Consider the following 14,199-nt stretch of genomic DNA (forward strand, 5'->3'; position numbering starts at 1 on the left):
CGCGGGATAATCGCGGGACCAGGCGCGTTTGGCTGCCAAACGGGAGAGACCGCGATGCTCGAACACATACCGCACTGGCTGGGAAGCGCGCTCAAGGGCTTGCGTGCCGGGGCCAGGAAGCTGGCGATCGTCCAGCCGGAGCTCGGCAGCTTCGAGGTGCTGCATCTCGCCAGTCCGGCCTTCGCTAATGGCGGCCGCCTGCCGGAGCGTTTCACCGCAGACGGCGCAGGCGTATCGCCGCCGCTTTTCTGGACGGGCGCGCCGGAAGGCACCGAATGTCTCGCGCTGATCGTCGAGGATCCCGACGCACCCGCGCCCCAGCCGCTGGTCCATGCGGTGGTCTGGGGCCTTCCCGTCGATGGGGACCTGAAGGAAGGCGCCATCCGCGCCGATGGCGCCGGCGATGCCGAAGGCAAGGATGTCGGCCGCAACAGCTATCTCGGCGAAGGCTGGCTGCCGCCCGATCCGCCGACCGGCCATGGGCCGCACCACTATGCCTTTCAGCTGTTCGCGCTGGGCGGCGGCTGCGAGATCGGGGAAAATCCCGGCCGCAGCGCGCTGGTGAAGGCGATGGCCGGGCATGTGCTGGCAGCCGGCTTGCTCACCGGTGTCTATTCCCGCGGCGAGGAAGCGCCGACGGGGCTGGTCGGTGAGGCCGCGCCGGTCTGAGACCGGCGCGGCGCATGCTCAGCCGTTGACGACGGTGCCGCCGTTCGGGTGGAGCACCTGCCCCGACATGTAGCTCGAATCCTCGCAGGCGAGGAACAGGAAGGCGGGGGCGACCTCGTTGGGCTGGCCTGGGCGGCCCATCGGCACGCTCTCGCCGAAATGCTCGAGCTTCTCGGGGCTCGCGCCGCCGCTGGGGTTGAGCGGCGTCCAGATCGGGCCCGGCGCCACCGCGTTCACGCGGATGCCCTTCTCGATCAAGTTCATCGACAGGCTGCGGGTGAAGGCCGTGATCGCGCCCTTGGTCGCGCTGTAGTCGAGCAGCTCGGGCTCGCCCTGATACATCGTCACCGAGGTGCAGTTGACGATCGCGGCGCCTTCCTTGAGATGCGGCGAGGCGGCCTGCACCAGAAAGAACATCCCGAAGATGTTGGTCTGGAAGGTGCGGCGGAGCTGCTGCTCGGTGATGTCGGTGATATCCTTGTCCGGGTGCTGCTCCCCGGCATTGTTGACGAGGATGTCCAGGCGGCCGAACTCGGCAATTACCTTGGAAACGGCCTCTTCGCAGAACGCCTTGTCGCCGACGTCGCCAGCAATCGTTATTGCTCGGCGCCCTTCGGCACGCACCGCTTGCGCGGTGTCCTCGGCATCCCGGTGCTCGTTCAGATAGACGATGGCGACATCGGCGCCTTCGCGGGCATAGAGCGCGGCGACCGCGCGGCCGATCCCGCTATCGGCGCCGGTGACGATGGCCACCTTGCCGTTCAGGCGATCCGATCCGCGGTAGCGCGGCTGCCATTCGGGTTTGGGATCGAGGGAGCGCTCCTCACCGGGGAGCGCATCCTCGTGGACTCGGTCTATGGTGTATTGGTCGGACATCGGCTCGTCTCCGGGAACAGGGGGGAGGGGTGCCGAACAAGCGGGCGTAGCCGCGGTAAGTTCCTGAAAATTGGGCCGTCGGGGCGGCCGCCAGGGTCAGCCGATGAGGCTGGAGCCCTGCAGGCCGCTGCCGAGGATCATAACGCTGGTGATGGCGAACGACGCGACGCCGAACATGAAGCTGCGGAACATGCTGATCTTCTCCTGCACTGCGAGGGGGCTCAGGCGACCGGGATCACCGGGGTCGAGAACAGCACCAGCGCGGCGGTGAGCAGGACGGCGGCGCTGACGGCAACGGTCTGGTGCAGCGAGACGAAACGAGCGGTCATGATGGATACTCCCTGATCTTCCGGCTGGCGGACCCTTCCGCCAACCGATGCCAGATGTTATGCAGGGAGCGTGCCAGATTACATAAGTGACTGATTATATTGATTCACTAGCCCTGGCGCGGGTAAAGCTGGTTCGAAGACGCATCCGCAATCGGCGAAAAATGCCATTTATCGGCGGTTTTTGCCGCCACCTTCGCCAATCTGTATCTGGTTTCGGCCCGCATTCTTCGCTGCGTACAGCAGCCTGTCGGCGCGGTGGAAGGCGGTCTGGTGCATTTCGCCGGGGGCGACCGGCGTCAGGCCGGCGGAGAAGGTGATGGCTCCCAGCGGTTCGTCGTTGTCGCGCAGCTTGTAGCGCTTGGCCTGGACCGTCGCGCGCGCGCCCTCCAGCACCAGCTGCGCGCGCTCGAGCGAGACGCCGGTGAACAGGATCGCGAACTCCTCGCCGCCATAGCGCGTGACGAGGTGGCCCCGGCAGCTCTGGCTGAGCGCATCGGCGATGACGCGCAGCACGCGGTCGCCCACGGCGTGGCCGAAGCGATCGTTGACCGACTTGAAATGATCGATGTCGCACACCGCGATGCACATCCGGCCGCCGGCGCTTTCCTGCGCGGCGAAGGCTTCTTCGAAGGCGCGGCGGTTGGGCAACTGGGTCAGCGGGTCGCGCCGGGCGTTGTCGCGCGCTTCCTCAAGCTTCTGGCGAAGATCGTTCGCCTCGCGGGTGGTTGTCTCCAGTTTCTCCTCGGCGACGCGGACGCGCTCGAGCATCGCGGCGGTGATCCGGGCGATGTCGTCCGCCTGGGGCGCATCGCTCGCGCTGGAGATCGCTTCGGCGCTTGCCGCAAGATCGCGACCGAACCCGACGGTTTCGGCACGCATCGCCGTCACCATGTCGGCAAAGCCCTCGACCTGCATCTGCGTGCGGGCGACCAGTCCTTCCGCGCGTGCCTTCAGGTCGACGTCCGATTCCGCGCGTTCCTCGGTGCGCTCGTCGGCGGTCAGGGTCTGGATGTCGCGCGGCGTGATGCGGACGCCGCGGTCGGTGATGAGTTCCACCGCACGGGCCAGCGTGTCATCCGGGTCGGTGAACAGCCGGTGCGCGAAGGCGTAGTGGGTCGGGGTCGGATCGAGGCGCTGATCCACCAGGAACGCGCCGATCCGCTCGAACAGCGCTCGGCCCTCTCCCTGTCCTGCTTCCGAACGAACGGCACGCGCGATGCGCATACGCTCCCAACCCCCGTGCAATCACGGCTTCCAGATCGCCATGTTACCAAAAAGGAATAAGCGGAGAGTGCTAATATCTGGTTGCCAATCGCTTCACGATGGCCGTCGGCGGACAAGTCCGTCGACGATCCAGTCGCATATTGCCGGCTAAAATCAGCGCTTTTCAATATGTAGCACACGCAACCATTCCGATTCGGAGGATTAACGCCTCCGGATCGGCGATGGCATGGGGAGCGATATCGGCTCCCGACTCGGGATCAGCCCTTGTGCGTCTTCCGGTAGTTCTGCACCGCCGCCAGGGTCAGGCGGATATGGTCGGCCGGATTCGGATCCGAATGAACGAACAGCACCTTGCCGTCTGGCGCGATCACGAAGCTGGTGCGGGTGGTGTATTTGGCCGCGGTGCCGTCCGGCTTCTTCATCAGCACGTCATAACCCTGCGCGATCTCGGGCGACGCGGCCGCAACCGCGAACTTGCCGGCGCAATACTGGCTGCTGAACTGCTCCAGCTGGTCGACATTGCCGGCGGTCATGCCGATCACGGTGGCGCCCGCCTTGGTGAAATCGGGCAGCGCCTCGGCGAAGGCATGCGCCTCGGCATTGCACCCCGAGGTGAAGGCGGCCGGGAAGAAGTAGAGCACGACCGGGCCCTTCTTCAGCGCGGCCTTCAGGTCGACGTTGATCGGCTTGCCGGCCACCGCGCCCTTGGCGGTGAACACGGGGGCCTTGGCACCGGCGGGAAGGGACGCATTCGCCGGCATCATGGCGAGGGGCAGGGCAAGGGCGGCAAGGGCGAGCTTCAGGCGCATATCGGTCTCCCTGGATGGTTGCGCATCTGTCTACGCCAGCATCCGCGCGGCGGCTAGCGGGTGAAGGCGATGCCGATCCGCGCGTGCGTGTCGTTGACGTTGTACCGGTCTAGCGCCTCCCCATGGCCGGTGAATGCCTGTCCGAAGAGGTAGATGCCAAGGCCGCCGCCCAACCGGCGCAGCGGGTAGGAGACGAACGCTTCGGCCGCGCCGCGCCCGGTCTTCACATTGCCGCGGGCGGTAAGCGCCAGCTTGATCCCGTCCTTCTGCTGGATCGAGGCGGCGAGGCCGGTATAGCCGAAATACTCCTTCATGTCGTGGAAGGTGCCGCTGTTGCCGACATAGACCCAGGCCTGCGGCGCCACGTCCAGCCGCCAGTCGCTGCCCAGGTCGAACGTCTTCTCGCCGCGCAGGAAGATGCGGTTGATGTCGACCGAGTCGAGCTCGCCGCGCCCGTTTGAATCGTGCCGCCAGCCGATCGCCACGCGGGTCGACTCGTCCACGGGGATGTCGGCGTAGAGTTCGGGGGCATAGTTGGTCGAGCGGAAGGGTCCCGACGGCTCGTTCAGCGCCCAGAACATCGTCTGGGTATAGGCGAAGCGGAGGTTGCCCAGTTGCAGCGGCGCATCCTCCGCGAACGGCCGCACCGCGAAGCTCAGCTGCAGCTTGCCGCCCGCGTCGCTCAGGCCGAAGGCGCCATAGACCGGCTCATGCGGCTCGAACCGGGCCAGCAGGCCGCTGGAGCTGCCGGTCGAGCTTTGCACCACGGTCTCCTGCTCGGGGATCTCGGCGGGTCGATGCTGTGCGGCAGGCGGCAGCGCGACGCCGGCGACGCCCACCGGCACATAGCGTGCCTTGGCGAACCCATGGGGGGCGATGGTCGGCGTGGGGCCGGGGGTGCGCTCCAGCATCAGCCTTGTGCCGTCCGCGGCCGTCACTTCGATCTGGCGGGGGCCGGCATCGGCGATCGGCGCCTCGGTCTCGTTGACGAGGAACACCTCCACCCCGCGGAGTGCCGCCTGCTCCGAGGCGGGCTGCGCCGGCACCGCACGGACCTGCGCCAGCGCGGGAACCGCGATAATGGACAGGCCGAGCATCGGAAGAGCAGCGAACACACGCATGTTCGGCGAAGTGACAGGCGTTTGTGACCTTGGCGAGTCAAAATCGGCCTTGTAGGGCAGGACCATGGCCGTTTCCCAAACCGACATCGCGCTTGCCGCGCGCCTCGCCGACGCGGCGGGTGCTGCGATCCGCCCCTATTTCCGCGCCGAACACGGCGTCGAGGCGAAGGAGGACCAGTCTCCAGTCACCCTCGCCGATCGCGCGGGCGAAGAGGCGATGCGCAAGCTGCTGATCGCCGAGCGGCCGATGGACGGGATCATCGGCGAGGAATTCGGCGTGCGCGAAGGTACCAGCGGGCGGCAATGGGTGCTCGATCCGATCGACGGCACGCGCGCGTTCATCGCCGGGCGGCCGGTATTCGGCACGCTGATCGCGCTGGTCGACAACGGCTGGCCGGTACTGGGCGTGATCGACCAGCCGATCATCAACGAGCGCTGGCTGGGTGTCACCGGGCGACAGACGCTGTTCAACGGCAAGCCCGCCAGCACGCGTATCTGCCGCGAGTTGGGCCAGGCGATCCTCGGCACCACCTCGCCCGCTTTGTTCGACGACGGCCAGCTCCACGCCTTCGAGCATCTCGACGCGCAGGTGATGAGCACCGTGCTGGGCGGCGACTGCTACAATTATGGCTGCGTGGCGAGCGGCTGGCTCGACATCGTCGTCGAGGCCGGCCTCAAGCTCCACGACTTCGCGGCGCTGGTCCCGGTGATCGAAGGCGCGGGCGGGCGGATGTGCGACTGGCAGGGCGATCCGCTCCATGCCGGCAGCAAGGGCGAAGTGATCGCGGCTGGCGACCCGGCGCGGATCGACGATATCCTCGACGCGATGGCCTGCCGGGGGCACTGAGCCGGAATCAGCGCCCGTCCCAGAAGCCGGGATGGGCGTCGATGGCGTGAACCAGCCAGTCGGCGATCTGGCGCTGCGCCTCGAGGCCATAATGACCGTGGCAGGCGGTGCCGCGGGACTCGGTGGCGGGAAAGGGCAGAAACAGCAGGTCGCGCACGCCGGCCGTACGGGCGGCATCGCTGATCCGCGTTTCCGCGTTGCGCAGCATCGCGGCCTGTTCAGGCGGGGCGCCGCTGGTGTCGAACCACCAGAGGATGAACACGGCACGTGGATAGCGGGCATGGAGCTGGACGAGGAAGCGGCCATAGCTGGCCGCATAATCGGCGACCAGCGCTTCAAGCGTCGGCCAGCGCGCATCGGGGCGGAAGCCGACGAAATCGGCCTGCAGCTTGAGCACCACGATCTGCGGCTGCCAGGCGAGATCCTGGTACGGGGCGGGCTCGACGGGCAGGCGACGCGGCCATAGCTTTGCCATGGTCCCATCCGGCGCCGTGCCATCGAAATTGCGGATAAGCCCGCGGCCGGAGACGGCGTTTATCTGATAATCCGCATTCTCATGCTGCGCAGCAAGCGCTGCGAAGGCGTCAGGCGTATCGGTGGTGGTTCGAACCTCTGCCTGCGTGCAATCGACATGGTCGGCGCGGGCGCCATAGCCTGTCATGGACGAGTCGCCGATGAACTCGATCTGACGTTGGCGAGGCGGCGGTGCGGGTAGGGTCTGTCCTTTGGCAACGAAAGCACCAAGGAAACGGGCCGGAGCGGTGCTCTCGGTCATCTTGTCGATCCGGAGGCGGTGGTCGCCCGGCGCCAGGTTGTCGATCGTCACGTCGGAGCGGCCGGGGCGATCGATGGTCACCGCCGGACTGCCGTCGACGCTCAGCCGCCATTCGTTGATCGGGTCGTCGAAGCGCAGCGTCGCCGCGCTGCCCCGGAACGCCGCCTCGACATAGATGCCGGGCCATTGATGGCGGAATCCGTCTCCGGAGCGATCCACGCGGCCGCCGACGTGGAGGGGCAGCGCGTCTACGGCGCCCGGGTGCTGGCCGCCGACGATCACCCGGAGCGGCGGGCGCACGTCTCCGCCGATCACGAGCGCAGCGGCGAGGCAAAGGAAGCGCAGCATCGCGGGCACTCTGCGCGCACCGCCCAGCGGGTCGCAAGCGTTCAGAAGATGCCGAGGAACTTCTTGCGCTGCCGCTTGGCCTCGCCCGCGTTCGTTCTGCCGTTCTCCGCCTTGGCGGTGGTGCCGCGGCCGACATCCTCGCGCGGACGGCCCGTCACGTCGCGCTGGCCTGCGGCGGTGGCGCCCGCCAGTACGGGCCCACAATCGGCAGCCTTGGCATCGCCGAAGTCAACGAACGCCAGCACGCTCGCGAGCGGCGAGGCGACGAGACCGAGGCCGAGCCCGGCGCCCGCGCGCCCGACCAGCTCCGGGCTGATCACGTCGATTCCCGGCTTGGCGAAATAACCGCCGATTCCCACAGGCGACTGGCCGGAGAACAGGCTGAACCGCTTCGAATCGGCGCGGAAGGCGAGGTCGATCGTTTCGTTCCGGAAGCTGAACCCGCCGCGGCCGAGCATCACGTTCTTCTGCGTGTCGATCAGGATCGGGTCCGCCGCCGCCACGCCGTCGCGCACGGTGAAGCCGATCAGCCCGCAATTTATCTGCACTGGCTCCTTCAGCTTCTTCTCGAACATCTTCTGGACGAAGGTGCCGATGTCGAACTCGGCGAGCTCGGTGTTGCGCGTCCAGAAATCGCCCTTGGGGAGGATCACGGCGATCCGGCCGTTCGCGGTGCCGAGCGAATCACGCACGCTGTTGCCGCTGCCGTTCATCTGGACACGCGCCTTGAGCATGCCGGTGGTGCCGGACTGCTCCGCGCCGAAGCCTGCGAGCAGCACGCCCATCGGCGTCGGCGACAGGCGGATGTCGTAGGTGGTGAACACCGGCGTCTTGCGCGCGTCGATGCTGATGTCCGAGGTGACCGTGCCGCGCGCCAGGCTGAAGTTGAGCGGGCTCAGCTTGAGCAGCCGGTCATTGAGGTCGAGGCCCAGTTCGATGTTCGACACGGGCAGATTGGGCGCGCGGACGGTGCGCACCTGCCACTGCACCTTGGCATCGAAATTCTTGAGCGCCTCGATCCGCAGCGGCGCGTCGGGCAGCAGCCGCGGCGTGCCCGAGACCTGCGTCACCGCCGCCTGCGCACCTTGGGCCGCCAGTGCATTGGGATTGTAGCCGATGAACGGCCCGGCATCGACGATGTCGAGCACATGGGTGAACAGGTCGGCAGTCAGCAGCATGCGCGGCTCGCCGAGCTTCACCGTGAACTTGCCGGCGAGATCGCTGTCGCCGAACCGGCCCTTCATGCCGGTGAAGCGCCATTCGTCGCCCGCCCTGGTGACGACCGAGGTCAGCCGATAGGTCCGCGTGTCGGGCACGGCGATGCCGGCGAGCAGGAAGACGTCGGCAAGGTTCTGCCCGCGCAGGTCCATATGGAGCTTGGCGCCTTCCAGCACCGTCGCGCCGGGCAGGGTGCCGGCGATATCGACCTGGCTGCGCACGCCCTCGGCATGGAGCCGCAGCCGGTTCTCGCCGCCCGCCAGCGTCGCGTTCGACGACAGCAGGGCGCCCGCCAGCGTGAAGCGGGCGCCGCGCGCGGTGCCGTTGCCGTCGAAGCGGATCGTGTCGGCGAAGCGATTGTCCTCGGCCGCCACGGTGTCGACGCGAATCGCCGCGTCCAACTGATGGCGCGGATCGAGATAACGGATCTGGGTGCCGGCGATTCTCGCGCGCTGGATCAGCGGCATGGTCAGCGGTTTTCCACCGCCGCTGCCGAAGGTCCATGTATTCTGCTTGCCGTCGCGGTCCCACTGCAGGTCGATTCGCCCGTCGGTGAGGCCGAGCCACCGGAAGCGCTTCTGGTCCGCGAGAAGCGAGAAGGTGGCGATTCGCGCGTCGATTCGCTTCGCGGTGAAGAAGGGGCTGGTGCCGGCCCAGTCCGGGTTCTCGACGCTGAGGCTCTCGGCAACGAACTTCAGGTTGAACGGCGCGAAATAGAGCTGGAAGTCGCCCGCCACCCGCACCTTCCGATCCGCGCTCGAACTGGCGATCGATTCGAACGTCCCCTTGAGGAACCGGCCCTTGGTGACGAACAGGATGGCCCAGGCAAGCACCATCAGCCCCACCAGGCTGGTGACGACCGCGATCGTCGCGGCGAGCGGCGCGCCCATCGCGCGCACCGGTCGGGGCGGCGGCGCCTGTTCGGCGGCGAGAACGGGGCTGTCCGGATCGGCCATGAACCTCAAAATCCCTTCTGCACGTGCAGTTCCCCGGTGGTTGCATATCGCGGATCCATCCGCTAATGGGCCGCCTTTCCGCGATCGAGAGACCGTCCGGCTAATAGGGCTGCCGAGGCTGTCTGCAATCGTCGAACCATAAGGAGACGAAAATGCCCAAGCTCAAGACCAAGAGCGGTGTGAAGAAGCGCTTCAAGTTCACCGCCACGGGCAAGGTGAAGCACGGCGTCGCCGGCAAGCGCCACCGCCTGATTTCGCACAATTCGAAGTATATCCGTACCAACCGCGGCACCAGCGTGCTGGCCGACGCCGACGTGGCACACGTCAAGGCGTGGGCGCCGTACGGCCTGAAGTAAGGGAGTCCTGAAAAATGGCACGAGTGAAGCGTGGTACGACCACCAAGGCGAAGCATAAGCGGATTTTGGATCAGGCGAAGGGCTATTATGGCCGTCGCAAGAACACCATCCGTATCGCGCGCCAGGCCGTCGAAAAGGCCGGCCAGTACGCCTATCGCGACCGCAAGGTAAAGAAGCGCAGCTTCCGCGCCCTGTGGATCCAGCGCATCAACGCCGGCGTCCGCGCCGAAGGCCTGACCTATTCGCAGTTCATGCACGGCCTCAAACTGGCCGGTATCGAACTCGACCGGAAGGTCCTGGCCGACATCGCGATGCACGAGGGTGAGGCGTTTACCGCCATCATCGCGCAGGCGAAGGCGGCACTGCCCCAGGCCGCCTGAGCGGACCTGCGCGCAAGCTGATTTGGGGCGTCGAGGCTACGGCTTCGGCGCCCTTTTTCATTCCAACCGGGAGGGACGATCCCGTGGCGATGAAGACCTGGTGGCTCTACGTCACCGCCGTGTTTTTCGTGTCGATGACGCCGGGGCCGAACATGCTCCACGTGATGGTGCAGAGCATCCGCGAGGGCGCGCGCAGCGTGCTGCCGACCACGGCGGGGCTGATGAGCGCGAACCTGTTCTGCCTCATCGCCTCGGCGGCGGGGCTGGGGGCGCTGCTCAAGGCGTCGCCGGGGCTGTACGACGTGCTGCGCTATGCGGGCGTCGCCTATCTGCTGTGGCTGGGCATCAAGGCCTGGCGCGCCCCGGTGGCGGAGGCCCATGCCGATGCGGCCGTGCCGGTGCGCCAGTCGGTACGGGCCCGCTATCTGACCGGGCTCGGCACGGGGCTGTCCAATCCCAAGCTGATCGTCTTCGCAGCCGCGCTGTTCCCGCAGTTCCTCGACGTCGGTCGGCCGTTCCTGCCGCAGCTGGCGATCCTGATCGCGACCTTCGTCGTGATCGAGGCCTTCTGGTTCTCGGTCTATGCGCTGGGCGGCCGCTCGCTCGCGGCTTGGCTGGCACCTGCGGCGCGCCAGCGGATGTTCAACCGCGTTACCGGCGGCGTGTTTGTCGCCTTCGGCGCCGCACTGCTCGGCAGCCGGGTGTAGCGGACCCTCAAACGCCTTGACCTAGGGGCCCGTCTAGGGTTCCAGCCATCTCGCACAGTGAACGGAAAACGATGACCACCGATCTCGATACCCTGCGCGGCGAGCTGCTTGCCGCGATCGATGCCGCCACCGCGCTCGATGCGCTGGAGGCGGTGCGCGTCCAGGCGCTCGGCAAGCAGGGCGCGATCACCGGCCTGCTCAAGACGCTCGGCAAGCTCACCCCAGAAGAGCGGCAGGAGCAGGGGCCGCGCATCCACGGGCTTCGCGAGGCCGTCACCGAGGCGCTCGCCACCGCCAAGGCGGCGATGGAGCAGGCCGCGCTCGATGCGCGCCTCGCCAGCGAGACGGTGGACATGACGCTGCCGGTCGACGGCGTCGCGCCGGGATCGGTCCACCCGGTCAGCCAGGTGATGGACGAGCTGGCCGAGATCTTCGCCGATCTGGGCTTCGCGGTCGCCACCGGCCCCGAGGTCGAGGACGACTGGCACAATTTCACCGCGCTCAACATCCCGGAGACGCATCCGGCGCGCGCGATGCACGATACCTTCTACCTCGCCGGCGAGCATGAGCGGCCGATGGTGCTGCGCACGCACACCTCGCCGGTGCAGATCCGCACGATGACCAGCAGCAAGCCGCCGATCCGCATCATCGCGCCGGGTCGCGTCTATCGCTCGGATTCGGATGCGACGCACACGCCGATGTTCCACCAGATCGAAGGCCTGGTGATCGACAAGGGCATCACCCTCGGCCACCTCAAATGGACGCTGGAGACCTTCCTCAAGGCGTTCTTCGAGCGCGACGACATCGTGCTGCGCCTGCGCCCCAGCTATTTCCCCTTCACCGAGCCTTCGGCCGAAGTGGATGTCGGCTTCACCTGGAAGGACGGCAAGCGGGTGATCGGCGGCAGCGGCGACGCGCCCGGCGGCGGCTGGATGGAAGTGCTGGGCAGCGGCATGGTGCACCGGCGGGTGATCGAGGCCTGCGGGCTCGATCCCGAGGAATGGCAGGGCTTCGCCTTCGGCACCGGCGTCGACCGGCTGGCGATGCTCAAATATGGGATGGACGATTTGCGCCCCTTCTTCGACGGCGATCTGCGCTGGCTCAAGCATTACGGTTTCTCAGGCCTAGACGTGCCCACGCTGAGCGGGGGAGTCGGCGCATGAAGTTCACCCTGCGCTGGCTCAAGGAGCATCTGGAAACCGAGGCCTCGCTGACCGGGATCCTCGAGGCGCTGACCCGTGTCGGCCTCGAGGTCGAGGGCGTCGAGAACCCCGCCGAGCGGCTGGCCGGCTTCCGCGTCGCCCGCGTGCTGTCCGCCGAGCGCCACCCCCAGGCCGACAAGCTGCAGGTGCTCAGCGTCGATTTCGGCGAAGGTCCGCTGCAAGTGGTGTGCGGCGCGCCGAACGCGCGGGCAGGGCTGGTCGGCGTGCTGGGCCTGCCCGGCGCGGTGGTGCCGGCCAACGGCATGACGCTCAAGGTCGCGGCGGTGCGCGGCATCGAATCGAACGGCATGATGTGCTCGACCCGCGAGCTGGAGCTGGGCGAGGACCATGACGGCATCATCGAACTGCCGGTAGATGCGCCGGTCGGCACGGCGTTCGCCGACTATGCGGGCCTCGACGATCCGGTGATCGACGTGTCGATCACGCCGAACCGGCAGGACTGCATGGGCGTGCGCGGCATCGCGCGCGACCTCGCCGCGGCGGGGATGGGCACGCTCAAGCCGCTCGACGCGGTGGTCGCGGACCTGCCGACGATCGTGCCGCAGGGCGCGGGCCCCGACGTGCGCACCGACGACGCGGCGGGCTGCCCGGCCTTTTACGGCCAGATCGTGCGCGGCGTGAAGAACGGGCCGTCGCCCGACTGGCTCCAGCAGCGCCTCAAGGCGGTGGGGCAGAAGCCGATTTCCGCGCTGGTCGACATCACCAACTTCGTGATGTTCGGGCTTGGCCGGCCGCTCCACGTCTATGACATGGCGAAGCTCTCCGGCGGGCTGGTCGCGCGCAAGGCGAAGGACGGCGAGACCGTGCTCGCGCTGAACGGCAAGACCTACACGCTCACCGACAGCATGACCGTGATTGCCGATGATATGGCGGTGCACGACATCGGCGGCATCATGGGCGGCGAGCATTCGGGCTGTTCGGACGACAGCACCGACGTGCTGATCGAATGCGCCTATTTCGATCCCGAGCACATCGCCCGCACCGGCCAGAAGCTGCTGCTGACCAGCGATGCACGCACCCGCTTCGAGCGCGGCGTCGATCCCGCGTTCCTCGACGAGGGGCTGGCGATCGCCACCCGGCTGGTGCTGGCGCTGTGCGGCGGTACCCCGAGCGAGGTCACCCGCAGCGGCACGCCGCCGAAGGTGGGCGCGGTCGTCGGCTATGATCCCGATCTGGCCGAGACGCTGGGCGGCCTCGCCGTCCCGGCCGCTAGCCAAGTCGAGATCCTGGAGAGCCTCGGCTTCGTCGTGCAGCCGCTGGACGGCAATGGCGATCCGGTGGAGCTAGGCGAGGGCTTCGAAGCCTTCCGCGTCACCGCACCCAGCTGGCGCCGCGATGTCGATGGCCCGGCCGACATCGTCGAGGAAGTGATCCGCATCGCCGGCATCGACAATGTCCCCTCGACGCCGCTGCCGCGCACGCCCGGCGTCGCGACGCCTACTGCCACGCCCGAGCAGAAGCTCGAGCGCCGGATGCGTCGCACCGCCGCCGCGCGCGGGCTGAACGAAGCGATCACCTGGAGCTTCCTCCCCGAGGCCCAGGCCGAGGTGTTCGGCGGTGGCGCCTGGACGCTCGCCAACCCGATCAGCGAGGACATGAAGGTCATGCGCCCCTCGCTGCTGCCCGGCCTGCTGGCGGCGGCGGAGCGCAACCTCAAGCGCGGCGCCACCAGCGTCCGCCTGTTCGAGGTCGGCCGCCGCTATCTGGCGGACAAGGAGCGGCTGACGCTCGGCGTGGTGCTGGCCGGTTCCAAGGCCGCGCGCGGCTGGCAGGGCGGCAAGGCCCAGCCCTTCACCGCGTTCGACGCCAAGGCCGAGGCGCTGGCGCTGCTGGAGGCTGCCGGCGCACCGGTCGCCAACCTGCAGGTGATGGGCGAGGCGGGTGCCGCTTACCATCCCGGCCAGTCGGCGACGCTGCGGCTGGGGCCCAAGAACGTCCTCGCCAGCTTCGGCATGGTGCACCCGAGCGTGCTCAAGGCGTTTGATCTGGACGGCGCGGTGGCGGCGGTGGAAATCCATCTCGACGCGCTGCCCGCCAAGAAGGCGACCGGCTTCACCCGCCCCGCCTTCACGCCGCCTGCGCTGCAGGCGGTGACGCGCGACTTCGCCTTCCTGGTGCCGACCGCGCTCGCGGCGGGGGACCTCGTCCGCACCGTGAAGGGCGCGGACAAGGGCGTTATCGTCGATGCGCGGCTGTTCGACGTCTTCACCGGCCAGGGCGTGCCCGAGGGGCAGAAGTCGCTGGCCATTGAAGTCACGCTCCAGCCGGGCGACAAGAGCTTCACCGACGCGGACCTGAAGGCGGTGGCCGACAAGGTCGTCGCGGCGGCGGCGAAGCTGGGCGCAAGCCTGCGAGGATGAT

At 67.8% G+C, this 14,199-nt stretch carries 13 protein-coding genes; 7 read left to right on the forward strand and 6 right to left on the reverse strand.

Annotated elements, in window-relative coordinates:
• Nucleotides 1-54 precede the first annotated feature (54 nt).
• A complete protein-coding gene (locus KK7_RS0102855) occupies nucleotides 55-669 on the forward strand; it encodes a YbhB/YbcL family Raf kinase inhibitor-like protein (protein ID WP_010543137.1) in 615 nt (204 codons plus the stop codon).
• Nucleotides 670-687: 18 nt separating this feature from the next.
• On the opposite strand, the gene KK7_RS0102860 is transcribed toward KK7_RS0102855, so the two are convergent.
• The 4 genes from KK7_RS0102860 to KK7_RS0102885 all read right to left on the reverse strand — a co-directional run bounded on the left by KK7_RS0102860 (nucleotide 688) and on the right by KK7_RS0102885 (nucleotide 5,022).
• Nucleotides 688-1,545, reverse strand: a complete 858-nt coding sequence (locus KK7_RS0102860) for an SDR family oxidoreductase (protein ID WP_010543138.1) — start codon at nucleotides 1,543-1,545, stop codon at nucleotides 688-690.
• A 497-nt stretch (nucleotides 1,546-2,042) separates the two neighbouring features.
• A complete protein-coding gene (locus tag KK7_RS0102875) occupies nucleotides 2,043-3,098 on the reverse strand; it encodes a GGDEF domain-containing protein (protein ID WP_010543139.1) in 1,056 nt (351 codons plus the stop codon).
• 257 nt (nucleotides 3,099-3,355) lie between these two features.
• The gene (locus KK7_RS0102880) at nucleotides 3,356-3,907 is read right to left on the reverse strand and encodes a peroxiredoxin (RefSeq protein WP_010543140.1); all 552 of its coding nucleotides are present in this window, start codon (nucleotides 3,905-3,907) and stop codon (nucleotides 3,356-3,358) included.
• Between the two features lie 53 nt (nucleotides 3,908-3,960).
• A complete protein-coding gene (locus KK7_RS0102885) occupies nucleotides 3,961-5,022 on the reverse strand; it encodes a phospholipase A (protein ID WP_237709117.1) in 1,062 nt (353 codons plus the stop codon).
• Nucleotides 5,023-5,092: 70 nt separating this feature from the next.
• Here KK7_RS0102885 and hisN point away from each other — a divergent pair, with 70 nt between their 5' ends.
• A complete protein-coding gene (gene hisN / locus KK7_RS0102890; RefSeq protein WP_010543142.1) occupies nucleotides 5,093-5,875 on the forward strand; it encodes a histidinol-phosphatase in 783 nt (260 codons plus the stop codon).
• 7 nt (nucleotides 5,876-5,882) lie between these two features.
• Here the strand turns inward: hisN and KK7_RS0102895 are convergent, their stop codons facing one another.
• Nucleotides 5,883-6,998 (reverse strand): SGNH/GDSL hydrolase family protein, encoded by a 1,116-nt coding sequence (locus KK7_RS0102895; protein WP_010543143.1) that lies wholly within the window; start codon nucleotides 6,996-6,998, stop codon nucleotides 5,883-5,885.
• 41 nt (nucleotides 6,999-7,039) lie between these two features.
• Entirely contained in the window at nucleotides 7,040-9,172 is a 2,133-nt protein-coding gene (locus KK7_RS0102900) for an AsmA family protein (RefSeq protein ID WP_010543144.1), read from the reverse strand.
• 152 nt (nucleotides 9,173-9,324) lie between these two features.
• On the opposite strand from KK7_RS0102900, the gene rpmI reads away from it, so the two are divergent.
• The 5 genes from rpmI (at nucleotide 9,325) to pheT (ending at nucleotide 14,198) form a co-directional block, all read left to right on the forward strand.
• Entirely contained in the window at nucleotides 9,325-9,528 is a 204-nt protein-coding gene (gene rpmI, locus KK7_RS0102905; RefSeq protein WP_010543145.1) for a 50S ribosomal protein L35, read from the forward strand.
• Nucleotides 9,529-9,542: 14 nt separating this feature from the next.
• Nucleotides 9,543-9,908, forward strand: coding sequence for a 50S ribosomal protein L20 (rplT, locus tag KK7_RS0102910; RefSeq protein WP_010543146.1), 366 nt, complete (start codon nucleotides 9,543-9,545; stop codon nucleotides 9,906-9,908).
• A gap of 89 nt (nucleotides 9,909-9,997) precedes the next feature.
• Nucleotides 9,998-10,615 (forward strand): LysE family translocator, encoded by a 618-nt coding sequence (locus KK7_RS0102915; protein ID WP_010543147.1) that lies wholly within the window; start codon nucleotides 9,998-10,000, stop codon nucleotides 10,613-10,615.
• A gap of 71 nt (nucleotides 10,616-10,686) precedes the next feature.
• Nucleotides 10,687-11,778: a phenylalanine--tRNA ligase subunit alpha gene (gene pheS / locus KK7_RS0102920; RefSeq protein ID WP_010543148.1), complete on the forward strand. Its 1,092-nt coding sequence runs from the start codon at nucleotides 10,687-10,689 to the stop codon at nucleotides 11,776-11,778.
• Nucleotides 11,775-14,198 (forward strand): phenylalanine--tRNA ligase subunit beta, encoded by a 2,424-nt coding sequence (gene pheT, locus KK7_RS0102925; protein ID WP_010543149.1) that lies wholly within the window; start codon nucleotides 11,775-11,777, stop codon nucleotides 14,196-14,198. The genes pheS and pheT overlap by 4 nt, the downstream gene beginning before the upstream one ends.
• Nucleotide 14,199 lies beyond the last annotated feature (1 nt).

Origin of the sequence: Sphingomonas elodea ATCC 31461 (assembly GCF_000226955.1) — a bacterium.
GTDB lineage: Bacteria > Pseudomonadota > Alphaproteobacteria > Sphingomonadales > Sphingomonadaceae > Sphingomonas > Sphingomonas elodea.

Excerpts from the sequence above, each read along its gene's own strand:
- KK7_RS0102855 (WP_010543137.1), top strand. The coding sequence starts at position 55 with ATGCTCGAACACATACCGCACTGGCTGGGAAGCGCGCTCAAGGGCTTG.
- KK7_RS0102860 (WP_010543138.1), bottom strand. The coding sequence starts at position 1,545 with ATGTCCGACCAATACACCATAGACCGAGTCCACGAGGATGCGCTCCCC.
- KK7_RS0102875 (WP_010543139.1), bottom strand. The coding sequence starts at position 3,098 with ATGCGCATCGCGCGTGCCGTTCGTTCGGAAGCAGGACAGGGAGAGGGC.
- KK7_RS0102880 (WP_010543140.1), bottom strand. The coding sequence starts at position 3,907 with ATGCGCCTGAAGCTCGCCCTTGCCGCCCTTGCCCTGCCCCTCGCCATG.
- hisN (WP_010543142.1), top strand. The coding sequence starts at position 5,093 with ATGGCCGTTTCCCAAACCGACATCGCGCTTGCCGCGCGCCTCGCCGAC.
- KK7_RS0102895 (WP_010543143.1), bottom strand. The coding sequence starts at position 6,998 with ATGCTGCGCTTCCTTTGCCTCGCCGCTGCGCTCGTGATCGGCGGAGAC.
- KK7_RS0102900 (WP_010543144.1), bottom strand. The coding sequence starts at position 9,172 with ATGGCCGATCCGGACAGCCCCGTTCTCGCCGCCGAACAGGCGCCGCCG.
- rpmI (WP_010543145.1), top strand. The coding sequence starts at position 9,325 with ATGCCCAAGCTCAAGACCAAGAGCGGTGTGAAGAAGCGCTTCAAGTTC.
- rplT (WP_010543146.1), top strand. The coding sequence starts at position 9,543 with ATGGCACGAGTGAAGCGTGGTACGACCACCAAGGCGAAGCATAAGCGG.
- KK7_RS0102915 (WP_010543147.1), top strand. The coding sequence starts at position 9,998 with ATGAAGACCTGGTGGCTCTACGTCACCGCCGTGTTTTTCGTGTCGATG.
- pheS (WP_010543148.1), top strand. The coding sequence starts at position 10,687 with ATGACCACCGATCTCGATACCCTGCGCGGCGAGCTGCTTGCCGCGATC.
- pheT (WP_010543149.1), top strand. The coding sequence starts at position 11,775 with ATGAAGTTCACCCTGCGCTGGCTCAAGGAGCATCTGGAAACCGAGGCC.